This is a genomic window from Pseudomonas brenneri, assembly GCF_007858285.1.
Lineage (GTDB): Bacteria > Pseudomonadota > Gammaproteobacteria > Pseudomonadales > Pseudomonadaceae > Aquipseudomonas > Aquipseudomonas brenneri.
The window spans coordinates 414685-429456 of sequence record NZ_VFIL01000005.1; the positions used below are offsets into that span (position 1 = coordinate 414685).

Consider the following 14772-nt stretch of genomic DNA (forward strand, 5'->3'; position numbering starts at 1 on the left):
CTTGGGCGACAGTTGAAAACTGTCTTACTGCTTGGCGGCAGCCAGCTGGGCAGCAACTTCTTCAGCGAAGTTGTCGACCGGCTTCTCGATGCCGTCGCCTACTTTGAAGTAGGTGAAGGAAACGATTTCAGCACCGGCTTTCTTGGCCAGTTCGCCAACCTTGATTTCAGGGTTCTTGACGAACGCCTGCTCAACCAGGCTTGCTTCAGCCAGGAACTTGCTGATACGGCCTTTGACCATGTTCTCAACAATGTTTTCTGGCTTGCCTTTGATTTTTTCTTCGTTCAGCTGCAGGAACACAGCTTTTTCGCGCTCGATCGCTTCGGCAGAAACTTCCGAAGGCAGCAGGAACTCAGGGTTGCTGGCCGCTACGTGCATAGCGATGTCTTTGGCCAGCTCAACGTTGCCGCCCTTGAGGACAACTGCAACACCGATCTTGTTACCGTGCAGGTAACCACCAACAACATCACCTTCAACACGTACCAGGCGACGGATGTTGACGTTTTCGCCAACCTTGCCGACCAGTACCAGGCGATCGGCTTCTTGAGCGGCGATCAGCGGAGCGGCGTCAGTCAGTTTGTCGGCGAACGCTTTTTCAACGCTAGCAGCAACAAATGCCTTGAAGTCGTCCTGCAGGGCCAGGAAGTCGGTCTGCGAGTTCACTTCCAGCAGAACGGCGGACTTGCCGTCTTCTTTCAGAGCGATAGCGCCTTCAGCAGCGACGTTGCCTGCTTTCTTGGCAGCCTTGATCGCGCCCGAAGCACGCATGTCATCAATGGCTTTTTCGATGTCGCCGTCAGCCTTTTCCAGGGCTTTCTTGCAATCCATCATGCCTTCGCCAGTACGCTCACGCAGTTCTTTAACCAACGCTGCAGTAATTGCTGCCATTTTCAAATTCCTCTTGGATAGGTTTTCAACCATTCCACCCGACTTGTACGGGCGTTCAATTCTTCCCGAACCACCCTTGTTAACCGCTGCACGTTACAGATGCTGTAGCTGTGCCGCTCACAAATGGTTTTCGAGGTGGCAAAAAGGGGGCCAAGCCCCCTTTTTGCTTACTGAGTCAACGCCAGGGCGTCAATTACTCAGCTGCAGCGACCGGTGCTTCTTCAGCAGCGAACTCTACGGTGCCGCCGCCAACATTGTTGCGGCCACGGATTACAGCGTCAGCCATCGAACCCATGTACAGCTGGATAGCGCGGATTGCGTCATCGTTGCCTGGGATGATGTAGTCAACGCCTTCCGGGCTGCTGTTGGTATCGACTACGCCGATAACCGGGATGCCCAGCTTGTTGGCTTCGGTGATCGCGATGCGCTCGTGATCAACGTCGATAACGAACAGTGCGTCAGGCAGACCGCCCATGTCCTTGATACCACCCAGGGAACGATCGAGCTTTTCCAGGTCACGGGAGCGCATCAGCGCTTCTTTCTTGGTCAGCTTGGCGAAAGTACCGTCTTCGGCTTGCACTTCAAGGTCACGCAGACGCTTGATGGAAGCACGGATGGTTTTGAAGTTGGTCAGCATGCCGCCCAACCAGCGGTGATCGACGTACGGCGAACCGCAACGTGCTGCTTCTTCAGCAACGATCTTGCCAGCGGAACGCTTGGTGCCGACGAACAGAATCTTGTTTTTGCCCTGGGCCAGGCGCTCTACGAAAGTCAGAGCTTCGTTGAACATTGGCAGGGTTTTTTCAAGGTTGATAATGTGGATCTTGTTACGCGCGCCGAAAATGTACTTACCCATTTTCGGGTTCCAGTAACGGGTCTGGTGACCGAAGTGCACACCGGCCTTCAGCATATCGCGCATGTTGACTTGGGACATGATAGTTCCTTAATAAGTCGGGTTTGGCCTCCACGTATCCCAATGACCAACCAGCGGCATCAAGGCCTCCGGCACCCAGGTCATCGTGTCGACACGTGTGTGGATTTAAGCTTTGCGGGGTATCCCCGGAAAGCGGCGCATTTTATACCACAGCAACGACAAAAACGAAACCCGCAATCGCACTTACCTCCCGTCGTCGCCACCCAAGCCATTGAATCGGGTGAAAATACCCACACCTAATAGAGAGAAGCGATAGCCAGACACTCATGGTTTGCACCTTGCGTCTGTTAGAATCGCGTTTTTTGGGCTTGTGCGAACGTTGCACCTTTTTGTCGCACGCCCGTAAACCGTACTGATTTCAGCGCGTCGCGCTAGAGAGAGCCTGTATGACCGTTACCCTGAAAACCGCCGAAGATATCGCAGGCATGCGCGTTGCCGGCAAACTGGCTGCCGACGTTCTGGAAATGATTGCCGAACATGTCAAACCCGGCGTGACCACCGAAGCCCTGGACCGCATCTGCCACGACTATATTGTTGACGTGCAGAAAGCCATCCCTGCGCCACTGAACTACAAAGGCTTCCCCAAGTCGATCTGCACCTCGATCAACCACGTGGTCTGCCACGGGATCCCAGGCGACAAGCCGCTGAAAGACGGCGACACCCTGAACATCGACGTCACCGTGATCAAGGACGGCTACCACGGCGATACCAGCCGCATGTTCCACGTCGGCAACGTGCCGGTATGGGCCGAACGCCTGTCCCAGGTCACCCAGGAATGCATGTACAAGGCCATTGAACTGGTCAAGCCGGGCTGCCGCCTGGGCGATATCGGTGAAGTGATCCAGAAACACGCCGAAAAGAACGGTTTCTCGGTCGTCCGCGAATTCTGCGGCCACGGCATCGGCAAAGTGTTCCACGAAGAGCCACAGATCCTGCACTACGGCCGTGCTGGCACCGGTATGGAGCTCAAGGCAGGCATGACCTTCACCATTGAGCCGATGATCAACCAGGGCAAGGCCGACACCAAGGTACTGGGCGACGGCTGGACCGCCATCACCAAGGACCGCAAGCTCTCGGCACAGTGGGAACACACCCTGCTGGTCACCGAGACCGGCTACGAGATCTTCACCCTGCGCGCCGATGACACGATTCCCCGCGTTTCGGCCTGATGCTTGCAGCGGGCTTTCCAGATAGCAACGCTGTGACCTCCAGATAGATAGAAAGGAAAGCCGATCGATGCCCCAGGTGGATCCCGAACTCTTCGACCGTGGCCAGTTCCAGGCGGAACTGGCACTGAAGGCAAGCCCGATTGCCGCCTTCAAGAAGGCCATCCGCCAGGCCCGCGAGGTGCTCGACGAGCGCTTTCGCAGCGGTCGGGACATCCGCCGGCTGATCGAGGATCGCGCCTGGTTCGTCGATAACATCCTGCAAAAGGCCTGGGAGCAGTTCGACTGGAGCGAGGACGCCGATATTGCCCTGGTGGCCGTCGGCGGCTATGGCCGGGGCGAACTGCACCCCTACTCCGATATCGACCTGCTGATCCTGCTGGACAGTGCCGACCACGAGATCTTTCGCGATTCCATCGAGCGTTTTCTGACGCTGTTGTGGGATATCGGCCTGGAAGTCGGTCAGAGCGTTCGCTCAGTGGATGAATGCGCCGAAGAAGCCCGCGCCGACCTGACGGTGGTCACCAACCTGATGGAAAGCCGCACCATCTGCGGCCCCGAGCGCCTGCGCCAGCGCATGCTGGAAGTCACCAGTACCGCGCATATGTGGCCGAGCAAGGAGTTCTTCCTGGCCAAGCGCGCCGAGCAGAAAGCCCGGCATCACAAGTACAACGACACCGAGTACAACCTGGAACCCAACGTCAAGGGCTCGCCTGGCGGACTGCGGGACATCCAGACAATTTTGTGGGTCGCCCGTCGTCAGTACGGCACCCTGAACCTGCGGGCCCTGGCCGGCGAAGGCTTTTTGGTAGAGAGCGAAAACGCCCTGCTGGCCTCGTCCCAGGAGTTCCTGTGGAAAGTGCGTTATGCCCTGCATATGCTGGCCGGACGCTCCGAAGATCGCTTGCTGTTCGACCACCAGCGTTCCATCGCCGCCCTGCTGGGCTTCGAGGGCGAGGACGCGAAGACCAGCATCGAAAGCTTCATGCAGCAGTACTACCGGGTGGTCATGAGCATCGCCCAGCTCAGCGACCTGATCATCCAGCACTTTGAAGAAGTGATCCTGGCCCCCGAAGACGAAGCGCCACCGCAACCGATCAACGCACGCTTCCAACTGCACGACGGCTATATCGAGGCGCGCAACGACTACGTGTTCAAGCGTACGCCATTTGCCATGCTGGAAATCTTCGTGTTGATGGCCCAGCAGCCGGAAATCAAGGGCGTGCGCGCCGACACCATTCGTTTGCTGCGGGAAAACCGTCATCTGATCGATGACGAGTTCCGCCACGACATCCGCAATACCAGCCTGTTTATCGAACTGTTCAAGTGCAAGATCGGCATCCACCGCAACCTGCGCCGGATGAACCGCTACGGCATCCTTGGGCGCTACCTGCCGGAGTTCGGCTTTATCGTCGGGCAGATGCAACACGACCTGTTCCACATCTATACGGTCGACGCCCACACCCTGAACCTGATCAAGCACCTGCGTAAGCTGCAATACACCCAAGTGTCAGAGAAATTCCCGCTAGCCAGCAAGTTGATGGCCAAGCTGCCCAAGCCTGAGCTGATCTACCTGGCCGGCCTGTACCACGATATCGGCAAGGGCCGGCATGGCGACCACTCGGAAATCGGCGCAGTGGACGCCGAAGCCTTCTGCCAGCGCCACCAACTGCCGCAGTGGGACAGCCGCCTGATCGTGTGGCTGGTGCAGAACCACCTGGTGATGTCCACCACCGCCCAGCGCAAGGACTTGTCCGACCCGCAGGTCATCCACGACTTTGCACAGATCGTCGGCGACGAAACCCGCCTCGACTACCTGTACGTGCTGACCGTCTCCGACATCAATGCCACCAACCCGACCCTTTGGAACTCATGGCGCGCCAGCCTGTTGCGCCAGCTTTATACCGAGACCAAGCGCGCGCTGCGCCGGGGCCTGGAAAACCCGGTGGATCGCGAAGAGCAGATCCGCCGCACCCAGAGCGCGGCCCTGGATATCCTGGTACGCGGCGGCAATGACCCGGATGATGTCGAACAGCTCTGGTCCCAACTGGGCGATGACTATTTCCTGCGTCACACCGCAGGTGACGTGGCCTGGCATACCGATGCCATCCTCCAGCAACCGGCCGACGGCGGCCCGCTGGTGTTGATCAAGGAAACCACTCAGCGCGAATTCGAAGGCGGTACGCAGATATTCATCTATGCCCCGGACCAGCATGACTTCTTCGCCGTGACCGTGGCCGCAATGGACCAGCTCAACCTGAACATTCATGACGCACGGGTCATTACCTCCAGCAGCCAGTTCACCCTCGACACCTATATCGTGCTCGACACCGAAGGCGAGTCCATCGGCGACAACCCCGAGCGCGTGAAAAAGATCCGCGAAGGCCTGACCGAAGCCCTGCGCAACCCCGACGACTACCCGACTATCATCCAACGTCGGGTACCGCGCCAGCTCAAGCACTTCGCCTTTGCGCCACAGGTGACAATCCACAACGACGCCCAGCGCCCCGTGACGGTACTGGAACTCAGCGCACCGGATCGCCCTGGCCTGCTGGCACGGATCGGCGGGATTTTCCTGGAGTTCGACCTGTCGCTGCAGAACGCCAAGATTGCCACCCTGGGCGAGCGGGTCGAAGACGTGTTCTTTATTACCGACGCCGACAACCAACCCCTGTCCGACCCTGAATTGTGCCGCCGCTTGCAGGACGCCATCGTCGCGCAATTGAGCGTGAACCAGGAGCCCGGAGTCGAGCTGACGCGCCTGACCCTATGAACACCCGGCCAGTCCAGTGGAACCTGGCTTATGTGGGAGCAGGCTTGCTCGCGAATGCGGTGATTCAGTCAATGAAGCATCGACTGACACTCTGCTTTCGCGAGCAAGCCCGCTCCCACATTTGAATGGCTTTGCCTGGCAAGCCGCATGCTTTCAACCGAATTGAACGAGATTTGCGATGAACAACGCCCTGAACCAGCTGCAACCCTACCCGTTCGAGAAACTGCGTGCCCTGCTGGGTAGCGTCACGCCGAACCCGGACAAGCGCCCGATTGCCCTGTCCATCGGCGAACCCAAGCACAAATCCCCGGATTTCGTTGCCCAGGCCCTGGCCACCAACCTCGACCAGATGGCGGTGTACCCGACCACCCTGGGCATTCCCGCATTGCGCGAGGCGATTGGTGCCTGGTGCGAACGACGCTTCAACGTGCCCAAGGGCTGGCTGGACCCGGCGCGCAGTATCCTGCCGGTCAATGGCACCCGTGAAGCGCTGTTCGCCTTCACTCAGACCGTGGTCAACCGCGGCGACGATGCCCTGGTGGTCAGCCCGAACCCGTTCTACCAGATCTACGAAGGCGCAGCGTTCCTCGCCGGGGCCAAGCCGCATTACCTGCCGTGCCTGGATGAGAACGGCTTCAACCCGGATTTCGATGCGGTGACGCCGGATATCTGGAAACGCTGCCAGATCCTGTTCCTGTGCTCCCCAGGCAACCCGAGCGGTGCCCTGATCCCCGTCGCAGTCCTGAAAAAACTGATCGCCCTGGCCGACCAATACGACTTCGTGATCGCCGCCGACGAGTGCTACAGCGAGCTGTACTTCGACGAACAGACTCCGCCGCCAGGTCTGCTCAGCGCCTGTGTGGAACTCGGTCGCCAGGATTTCAAGCGCTGCGTGGTGTTCCATAGCCTGTCCAAGCGCTCCAACCTGCCGGGCCTGCGTTCCGGGTTTGTGGCCGGCGATGCCGAGATCCTCAAGGCCTTCCTGCTGTACCGCACCTATCACGGCTGTGCGATGCCGGTGCAAACCCAACTGGCGAGCATTGCCGCGTGGCAGGACGAGGCCCATGTACTGGCCAACCGTGATCTGTACCGGGAAAAATTCGCGGCCGTTCTGGCGATTCTCAAGCCGGTGCTGGACGTACAGAACCCTGACGGTGGCTTCTACCTGTGGCCGAACGTCGAGGGTGACGACGCCGCATTCTGCCGCGACCTGTTCGTGGAAGAACACGTGACCGTGGTGCCGGGCTCGTACCTGTCGCGGGAAGTGGACAGTTTCAATCCAGGTGCCGGCCGAGTGCGCTTGGCACTGGTTGCGCCACTGGCCGAGTGTGTTGAAGCCGCAGAGCGAATTCGCAACTTCATCCAGCGTCGTCGTTGATCACCAGGGCCGCTCCCGTGCGGGAGCGGCCAACATCTGCACACCTTTGAGTTGGAACACAAAGGCTTGAAGCCCCCACCAATGGCTAACTGTTTTCAGCTGCTTGGTGCACGCTCATGACATTTACCATCTCGCCCGCCACGCCCTCCCAACAACCTCTCGGCGAACAATCGCAACTCACCGAGCCCCCTCTCACCAGAAACAAGCGCGGTGTCGCCAGCCCGGACAAAACCTGGCCGCAACATTCAGTGCTGAAGATCTCTTTGCTGAACATGACCGCAGAACAGAAGCAGGTCACCAAAGAGAACATCAACAAATGGGCGCCACACACCAACCTGTTCTTCAAGTTCACCGACAAGCCCGACGGTGATATACGCATCACTGCCAACAATAAAACCAAAGCTGCATGGTCACGGATCGGTACCGATGCGCAGCGCACACCCGCTCCAGAACCGACCATGAGCATTGGTTTTGACAGGCCGCCAGCCTCGGTGGCTACCACGATACAGCATGAGTTCGGCCACGCCCTGGGCTTGAAGCATGAGCACCAACACCCTGACCGCACGCTGGAACTCAATAAAGCGCAGATTTACAAAAAGTATAAGTCACTAGAAAAAGAACGATACGAGGCTAATCACGACATCATCAGGCCGTTCCCACGCCGCGAGGTCAAGCTCTCCACCTACGACCAAAACTCCATCATGCATTACGGTTTTTCCGAGTCATTAGTCAACGACGCAAAAGCGATTTCCAAGCCCACACAACTGTCCGAGAGCGATAAAAACTTTATCCAGTCACTTTATCCCGCAGATAACTCATTGCTGGGCAAGCTGCTCAATACCACCATCAGGAAACTGGTGAGTTCCTGACTCAATTGATATGCCCCACTTTTAACTCCCCCCGACAACCCTTCGGCGAGTAAAGAACATGAGCCTGATAACCCCACTATCTCCCAATATTCCCATCCACCACCCTGCCCGCCTCAGCGACAACACACCTCCCGAACGTGCAGCGCGAAAGAAAAGAGGCGTCGCAGACATCTCCGCACGCTGGCCGGCCGGCATTATTACAGTGGCCTTGGACTTGAAGGATAAAAAAAGCAAAGCCCTGGTAGTCGATGCACTCAAGGAGTGGGCCCATCACACGCCCGACCTGCGCTTTGAAGTCGTCGACGGGAAACAGGGGGATATTCGTGTCTCGGATGACGAGAACATAAAAGGCAACTGGTCCGACATCGGTACAGACGCATTATGGCGAGATAAAAACGAGCCCACCCTGCACCTGGACAGAACGGAAAACTCGAAGCTGTTTCGCGCAAATGCCTTGCATGAGTTCGGCCATGCCCTGGGCTTGCTGCATGAGCATCAACACCCGCAAAACACCCTGCAATGGAACAAACAAGCGGTGCATGACTATTTTGTCAGCGACGCCTACCCCGAAGAGATCGTTCAGAGACAAGTACTCGACCCCGTTTCCGGTCCCAACTTACAGATCACGCCTTACGACCCCAAGTCAGTGATGCACTATGCCTTCCCTGCACAATTGACCGAGAACGGGCATACAGGCTCTGAGAACATATCCCTTTCCAAAGGTGACCAGGAGGCGATCAGAAGGCTGTACACCCCCCAAATAACCGGGGCGAATTGAACAAGGCCGTTCGTGACTATTTCTGAGTACCCAGATTGGCCTCGCTCATATCCAGGTCTGCCAACACTTCCCGTAGCACGTCATCACCAATCTGGTGATGACGGCTCAGGCTATACAGCTCCAAGCGTTGCGCCCGCAGTGCCTTGAGGCGCAACTTGCGTTCCAGTTGGTCCATCTGCAGCGCCAGCGCCTGGGCTTCGGCCGAGTCGTTGAACACGTCAAGTTGATGGCGATACTCCGACATGATCCGCGCTTTGAGTTCGGCAGCCAATGCAGCCTGGGCAGCATCCTGGGGCTCGCTGGCTTCTTCGGCCTCCAGCGCATGAATGGCGGCCTCGGCGGTTTTTTTCCAGGCATCGCGGATCTCTCCGCGACGCTTGTCGTCCGGGCTTTTTTCAATCCCTCGCAGCAACAGCGGCAATGCAATGCAGGCCGCCACCAGTGACAGCAGAATCACCCCGGCGGCGATGAAAATCAGCAGATCGCGCTCCGGAAAAGCCTCGCCTGGCGCCAGCAGCAACGGCACCGACATCACACCGGCCAGGGTCACCGCCCCACGCACGCCGCCCACGGTCAACAGCCAGCAGGAACGCGCCGTCGGTACCAACGTCAACTCGCTTTTACCACGCAGGCGTCGCAGCAGGCCCGAGAAGCGCCAGATGCTCTGCACCCAGATAAACCGCAACACCAGCAGCACCAGGAAAATTGCGACCACATCCAGGCAGCGATAGAACAAGGTCGGCCACAGGGTTGACTCATGACTGACCACCGCCTTGATGATGTCCGGCAATTGCAGGCCCAACAGCAGGAAGATCAAACCGTTGAAGGCAAACTCCAGCAGCGACCAGACACTGCGGTTGAGCAAACGTGTGCTGGTCTGGCGGGGCAACAGGTCCAGCCAGCTTTGCATCATGCCCGCCGCGACGGCCGACAGAATCCCCGAAGCGCCCAGACGCTCCGCCAGCACATAAGCGGCAAATGGCAACAGCAACATGAACACCACGTGTGTTGCCGGGTCATCCCAGCCCCGGGCAATCATCCAGGCCCGCAGGCGACCGACCAGCCAGCTCAACGCCACGCCCACCGCCAGGCCGCCTACCGCCACCAACACAAAAGTCAGGCTGGCATCGGCCAGGGAAAACACCCCGGTCAACGCTGCCGCAAGGGCGAACTTGAACGTCACCAGGCCCGACGCATCATTCATCAAGGCCTCGCCTTGAAGCATATGCATCAGGGGCGTGGGCAAACGGTTCTGGGAAATAGCCGACACCGCCACGGCATCCGTCGGTGACAATACCGCCGCCAGGGCGAAGGCCACCGGCAAAGGGATGCTCGGCAGCAGCCAATGAATGAAGTAACCGGCACCCACCACAGTAAACAGTACCAAGCCCACCGCCAACGTCAGGATTGGCCCGCGCAGGCGCCACAGTTCGCGCTTGGGCATGCGCCAGCCATCGGAAAACAGCAGTGGCGGCAGGAACAGGAACAGAAACAACTCGGGGTCCAGGGCCACATGCAGCCCCAGGGTTGGCCAGGCCAGCAAGGCACCAGCGGCAATCTGCACCAACGGCAACGGCAGTGGGATAACACGCCCGACCAGACGCGAAACGCTGACCAGCATCAGCAGGATAAGAACGGTGTAGGCGGTTTGCATAACGCGGAGTTCCCGGACAATCGACTTACTACGACACACATCAGGCAACGGCGCGCCTTTGAAGTGCCATATTAGCCGCCTATGCTGCCGGCTGACCGTTGCACATAAGTCGCACCCGATCACGTAAGGCGTGACGAGCGGCACCGAAACCCTTCGGTCATGGCATAATCCGTGATCCTACGTTTCCATCAGCCCAAAGGGGGCAGTTCCTTGACCGATTCAAGTAAAACCTTGCACCTTTTCGGCATCAAAGCCTGCGACACCATGAAAAAGGCGCGCACCTGGCTTGATGAACACGCTGTCAACTATGAGTTTCATGACTACAAGACGGCCGGTATCGACCGCGAACACTTGACCCAATGGTGCAACGAGCACGGTTGGCAGGTGGTTTTGAACCGTGCAGGCACGACCTTTCGCAAACTCGAAGACGAACGCAAAGCCGATCTCGACCAGGCGAAAGCTATTGAACTGATGCTCGCACAACCCTCGATGATCAAGCGCCCGGTGCTCGATCTCGGTGACAGAACCCTGATTGGCTTCAAGCCAGATAGTTATTCGGCGGCCCTCAAGTAGGCCAGCCATTTCATTTTTGTAGAGGTAACAACATGTCCAATTCCCTGTTCAGCCTGGGCTTCGGCGTCGGCACCCAGAACCGCCAAGGTGCTTGGCTGGAAGTGTTTTACGCGCAACCGTTGCTCAATCCTTCGGCTGAAATCGTGGCCGCCATCGCGCCGATCCTCGGCTATAGCGAAGGCAACCAGGCCATCACTTTCACCATTGCCCAAGCCTCGCAACTGGCTGACGCCCTGAAAAATGTAGATGCCACCCAAGCCGCCCTGCTGACGCGCCTGGCCGAAAGCCACAAGCCGTTGGTCGCCACGCTGCTGGCCGAAGATGCTGCACTGACCTCTACCCCCGAGGCCTACCTCAAGCTGCATCTGCTGTCCCACCGCTTGGTCAAGCCTCACGGCCTGAGCCTGGCCGGTGTGTTCCCGCAACTGCCGAACGTGGCCTGGACCAGCCAGGGTGCGATCGACATCGGCGAACTGGCCGAGCGTCAACTGGAAGCGCGCCTGCGTGGCGAGCTGCTGGAAGTGTTCTCGGTGGACAAGTTCCCGAAAATGACCGACTACGTGGTGCCGGCTGGCGTGCGTATCGCCGATGCCGCGCGCCTGCGCCTGGGCGCTTACGTGGGTGAAGGCACCACCGTGATGCACGAAGGTTTCGTCAACTTCAACGCCGGTACCGAAGGCCCGGGCATGATCGAAGGTCGTGTATCGGCCGGCGTATTTGTCGGCAAGGGTTCGGACCTGGGCGGCGGTTGCTCCACCATGGGCACCCTGTCGGGTGGCGGCAATATCGTGATCAAGGTGGGCGAAGGCTGCCTGATCGGCGCCAACGCCGGTATCGGCATCCCGTTGGGCGATCGCAACACCGTGGAGTCCGGCCTGTACGTGACTGCCGGCACTAAAGTGGCGTTGCTCGATGAGCAGAACCAACTGGTCAAGGTGGTCAAGGCCCGCGAATTGGCCGGTCAACCAGACCTGCTGTTCCGTCGTAACTCCGAGACCGGTGCCGTGGAGTGCAAAACCCACAAGTCGGCCATCGAACTGAACGCAGCGCTGCACGCTCACAACTAAGCAGCGACTCGATGCCACCGGAACAGGCCGCGCTCGAAAACGCGGCCTGTTCATATGAGTCTTGAAACCATGCTTGTGCCCTCGCCCTGGCGCGCCGACTTCCCGGCTATCGCTACCTTGCAACGGCAAGACCAGACCTACCTGGACAACGCCGCCACCACGCAAAAACCTCAAGCCCTGCTGGACGCCCTGAACCATTACTACGCCAATGGCGCAGCCAATGTGCATCGCGCCCAGCATCTGCCGGGCGCCCATGCGACTCAAGGGTTCGAGGACAGTCGCAGCAAAGTGGCGCAATGGCTCAACGTCGGTGACAGCGGGCAGATCATCTTTACCCACGGCGCGACGTCTGCGCTGAACCTCCTGGCCTATGGCCTTGAGCCCCTTTTCAACCCGGGCGATGAGATTGTCATCAGCGCCCTGGAGCATCACGCCAACCTGCTGCCCTGGCAGCAACTGGCCAAGCGTCGCGAGCTGAAGCTGGTGGTGCTGCCCCTCGATGACGAGGGTTTGATCGACCTACAAGCCGCAGCCCAGCTTATCGGCCCGCAGACCCGCTTGCTGGCGGTGAGCCAACTGTCCAATGTACTGGGCGTCTGGCAACCCCTGCCGCAACTGTTGGCGCTGGCCAAGGCCCACGATGCACTGACCGTGGTCGATGGCGCCCAGGGCATTGTCCACGGGCGCCACGACGTGCAGGCGCTGGGCTGTGATTTCTATGTATTTTCCAGCCATAAGCTCTATGGCCCGGACGGCGTCGGCGTGCTCTACGGCCGCACCGAAGCCTTGCATTTGCTCCGCCACTGGCAGTTTGGTGGCGAGATGGTGCAACAGGCGGATTACCACAGTGCCAGCTTCCGTCCCGCCCCCCTGGGCTTCGAAGCCGGTACGCCGCCGATTGCCGGGGTGATTGGCCTGGGCGCGACCCTGGATTACCTGAGTTCCCTGGATCAATCGGCGTTGATCGCCCATGAAGCCGCGCTGCACGACTATCTGCTGCGCGGTTTGCGGGCACGCAATGGCGTGCGCCTGCTGGGTGCGCCCCAAGTGGCCCTGGCCAGCTTCGTCGTCGAGGGCGTACACAACGCCGACCTCGCCCACTTGCTGACCGAACAAGGCATCGCCGTGCGCGCCGGCCATCACTGTGCGATGCCGCTGCTCAAACGCCTGCAGCTCTCGGGGGCAATCCGGGTGTCCTTGGCGCTGTACAACGATTCCGACGACCTGGAGCGCTTTTTTGAAGCGCTGGATCAGGCGCTGGACATGCTGCGATGAACTTGCCAGTGGATGCGCTGGCCGCGCTGCAAGCCTTTCAGGCCGTTGGAAGTTGGGAGCAACGCGCGCGAATGCTGATGCAATGGGGTGAGCGGCTGCCGGCATTGGCTGATGCCGATAAGGTCGACGCCAATCTGGTACAAGGCTGTGAAAGCCTGGTGTGGCTGGTGGGGCGACTGCACGACGGCCATTGGCAGTTTGCTGCCAGCAGCGAAGCGCGCTTGATTCGCGGGTTGGTGGCCTTGCTACTGGCGCGGGTCAATGGGCTGTCGGCCGACGAGTTACAAGCGGTCGACCTGCCCGACTGGTTCAACCAACTGGGGCTTTCCCGCCAGTTGTCGCCGTCGCGCAGCAATGGCCTGAACGCAGTCCTGCAACGCATGCGCGACTTGAGCCATACACAACACTAAATGTGGGAGCAAGCCCGCTCCCACATTTTTGACTGATGCAGGGTCGTGATATTTATGCAGGCTTGACCCGTTCCGAAGGCCTGCGCACCCCGGCCACAATCTTGTCCACCGCCTTGGTCGCCGCCACCATGCCGAACGTCGCGGTGACCATCATCACCGCGCCAAATCCGCCGGCGCAGTCCAACTTCACGCCATCACCGACAAAACTCTTCTGCAAACAGATGCTGCCGTCCGGCTTGGGGTAGCGCAGCTGTTCGGTGGAAAACACACACGGCACGCTGTAATGGCGGGTCACGGTGCGCGAGAACCCATAGTCGCGACGCAAGGTGGAGCGCACTTTCGAAGCCAGCGGGTCATTGAAGGTACGGTTCAGGTCGCACACCTGAATCAGCGTCGGATCAATCTGCCCGCCCGCGCCGCCGGTGGTGATGATTTGGATCTTGCGACGCTTGCACCAGGCAATCAGCGCCGCCTTGGCGTTGACCGCGTCGATGCAGTCGATCACGCAATCAATGTCAGGCGTGATGTACTCGGCCATGGTGTCGCGGGTCACAAAATCCGCCACCGCATGCACGGTGCAATCGGGGTTGATCGCGCGCAGGCGTTCGGCCATTACCTCGACCTTGGGCTTGCCCACCGTACTGTCCAGGGCATGCAACTGACGATTGCTGTTGCTGACGCACACATCGTCCAGGTCAAACAGCGAGATTTCGCCCACACCGCAACGGGCCATGGCTTCCGCCGCCCACGAGCCGACACCGCCCACGCCGACGATGGCCACATGGGCCGCTTTCAAGCGCTCCAGGCCGTCAATGCCATAGAGACGGGCGACGCCTGCAAACCGTGGATCTTCTGTACTCATGACCATTACCCCAAAAACCGGCGCGCATTATAGGGCTACGCAGCGATAAGTTCTAAGCTACAAGCTATAAGTAAAGAACTTACTCGTGCTTTCGCTGCCCAATGCCCGGTTTTTCCCGGCTTGCTGTACGGTCAGGGAAGGGCCG

The 14772-nt window shown here is 59.2% G+C and carries 13 protein-coding genes; 9 read left to right on the top strand and 4 right to left on the bottom strand.

Annotation, left to right across the window (positions count from 1 at the left end):
* Nucleotides 1-24: 24 nt before the first annotated feature.
* Complete coding sequence (gene tsf, locus FJD34_RS13725; protein WP_003172264.1) at nucleotides 25-888, bottom strand: translation elongation factor Ts; 864 nt, start codon at nucleotides 886-888, stop codon at nucleotides 25-27.
* 193 nt (nucleotides 889-1081) lie between these two features.
* Complete coding sequence (rpsB, locus tag FJD34_RS13730; protein WP_029297291.1) at nucleotides 1082-1822, bottom strand: 30S ribosomal protein S2; 741 nt, start codon at nucleotides 1820-1822, stop codon at nucleotides 1082-1084.
* 386 nt (nucleotides 1823-2208) lie between these two features.
* Here rpsB and map point away from each other — a divergent pair, with 386 nt between their 5' ends.
* The 5 genes from map (at nucleotide 2209) to FJD34_RS13755 (ending at nucleotide 8786) form a co-directional block, all read left to right on the top strand.
* Nucleotides 2209-2991, top strand: a complete 783-nt coding sequence (map, locus tag FJD34_RS13735) for a type I methionyl aminopeptidase (RefSeq protein ID WP_032858167.1) — start codon at nucleotides 2209-2211, stop codon at nucleotides 2989-2991.
* 67 nt (nucleotides 2992-3058) lie between these two features.
* Nucleotides 3059-5761 (top strand): [protein-PII] uridylyltransferase, encoded by a 2703-nt coding sequence (locus FJD34_RS13740; protein WP_032858169.1) that lies wholly within the window; start codon nucleotides 3059-3061, stop codon nucleotides 5759-5761.
* Nucleotides 5762-5939: 178 nt separating this feature from the next.
* A complete protein-coding gene (gene dapC, locus FJD34_RS13745; protein ID WP_090290575.1) occupies nucleotides 5940-7139 on the top strand; it encodes a succinyldiaminopimelate transaminase in 1200 nt (399 codons plus the stop codon).
* Between the two features lie 116 nt (nucleotides 7140-7255).
* Nucleotides 7256-8008, top strand: a complete 753-nt coding sequence (locus tag FJD34_RS13750) for a M12 family metallopeptidase (RefSeq protein WP_090290574.1) — start codon at nucleotides 7256-7258, stop codon at nucleotides 8006-8008.
* A gap of 58 nt (nucleotides 8009-8066) precedes the next feature.
* Complete coding sequence (locus FJD34_RS13755; protein ID WP_090290573.1) at nucleotides 8067-8786, top strand: M12 family metallopeptidase; 720 nt, start codon at nucleotides 8067-8069, stop codon at nucleotides 8784-8786.
* A 16-nt stretch (nucleotides 8787-8802) separates the two neighbouring features.
* On the opposite strand, the gene FJD34_RS13760 is transcribed toward FJD34_RS13755, so the two are convergent.
* Entirely contained in the window at nucleotides 8803-10440 is a 1638-nt protein-coding gene (locus FJD34_RS13760; protein ID WP_090290572.1) for a Na+/H+ antiporter, read from the bottom strand.
* A 264-nt stretch (nucleotides 10441-10704) separates the two neighbouring features.
* On the opposite strand from FJD34_RS13760, the gene FJD34_RS13765 reads away from it, so the two are divergent.
* From FJD34_RS13765 to FJD34_RS13780, 4 genes are all read left to right on the top strand, one after another.
* Nucleotides 10705-11013: an arsenate reductase gene (locus FJD34_RS13765; RefSeq protein WP_229689212.1), complete on the top strand. Its 309-nt coding sequence runs from the start codon at nucleotides 10705-10707 to the stop codon at nucleotides 11011-11013.
* 32 nt (nucleotides 11014-11045) lie between these two features.
* Entirely contained in the window at nucleotides 11046-12080 is a 1035-nt protein-coding gene (gene dapD / locus FJD34_RS13770; RefSeq protein WP_032858174.1) for a 2,3,4,5-tetrahydropyridine-2,6-dicarboxylate N-succinyltransferase, read from the top strand.
* A 69-nt stretch (nucleotides 12081-12149) separates the two neighbouring features.
* Complete coding sequence (locus FJD34_RS13775) at nucleotides 12150-13355, top strand: aminotransferase class V-fold PLP-dependent enzyme (protein WP_090290571.1); 1206 nt, start codon at nucleotides 12150-12152, stop codon at nucleotides 13353-13355.
* Nucleotides 13352-13765, top strand: a complete 414-nt coding sequence (locus tag FJD34_RS13780; protein WP_065943343.1) for a SufE family protein — start codon at nucleotides 13352-13354, stop codon at nucleotides 13763-13765. Before FJD34_RS13775 ends, FJD34_RS13780 begins: the two co-directional genes overlap by 4 nt.
* Nucleotides 13766-13817: 52 nt before the next feature.
* Here FJD34_RS13780 and tcdA read toward each other — a convergent pair whose 3' ends face one another.
* Entirely contained in the window at nucleotides 13818-14627 is an 810-nt protein-coding gene (gene tcdA, locus FJD34_RS13785) for a tRNA cyclic N6-threonylcarbamoyladenosine(37) synthase TcdA (protein ID WP_373290106.1), read from the bottom strand.
* Nucleotides 14628-14772: the final 145 nt, after the last annotated feature.

Excerpts from the sequence above, each read along its gene's own strand:
- rpsB (WP_029297291.1), bottom strand. The coding sequence starts at position 1,822 with ATGTCCCAAGTCAACATGCGCGATATGCTGAAGGCCGGTGTGCACTTC.
- FJD34_RS13750 (WP_090290574.1), top strand. The coding sequence starts at position 7,256 with ATGACATTTACCATCTCGCCCGCCACGCCCTCCCAACAACCTCTCGGC.
- map (WP_032858167.1), top strand. The coding sequence starts at position 2,209 with ATGACCGTTACCCTGAAAACCGCCGAAGATATCGCAGGCATGCGCGTT.
- dapC (WP_090290575.1), top strand. The coding sequence starts at position 5,940 with ATGAACAACGCCCTGAACCAGCTGCAACCCTACCCGTTCGAGAAACTG.
- FJD34_RS13740 (WP_032858169.1), top strand. The coding sequence starts at position 3,059 with ATGCCCCAGGTGGATCCCGAACTCTTCGACCGTGGCCAGTTCCAGGCG.
- FJD34_RS13780 (WP_065943343.1), top strand. The coding sequence starts at position 13,352 with ATGAACTTGCCAGTGGATGCGCTGGCCGCGCTGCAAGCCTTTCAGGCC.
- tcdA (WP_373290106.1), bottom strand. The coding sequence starts at position 14,627 with ATGAGTACAGAAGATCCACGGTTTGCAGGCGTCGCCCGTCTCTATGGC.
- FJD34_RS13775 (WP_090290571.1), top strand. The coding sequence starts at position 12,150 with ATGCTTGTGCCCTCGCCCTGGCGCGCCGACTTCCCGGCTATCGCTACC.
- FJD34_RS13760 (WP_090290572.1), bottom strand. The coding sequence starts at position 10,440 with ATGCAAACCGCCTACACCGTTCTTATCCTGCTGATGCTGGTCAGCGTT.
- dapD (WP_032858174.1), top strand. The coding sequence starts at position 11,046 with ATGTCCAATTCCCTGTTCAGCCTGGGCTTCGGCGTCGGCACCCAGAAC.
- tsf (WP_003172264.1), bottom strand. The coding sequence starts at position 888 with ATGGCAGCAATTACTGCAGCGTTGGTTAAAGAACTGCGTGAGCGTACT.
- FJD34_RS13755 (WP_090290573.1), top strand. The coding sequence starts at position 8,067 with ATGAGCCTGATAACCCCACTATCTCCCAATATTCCCATCCACCACCCT.
- FJD34_RS13765 (WP_229689212.1), top strand. The coding sequence starts at position 10,705 with ATGAAAAAGGCGCGCACCTGGCTTGATGAACACGCTGTCAACTATGAG.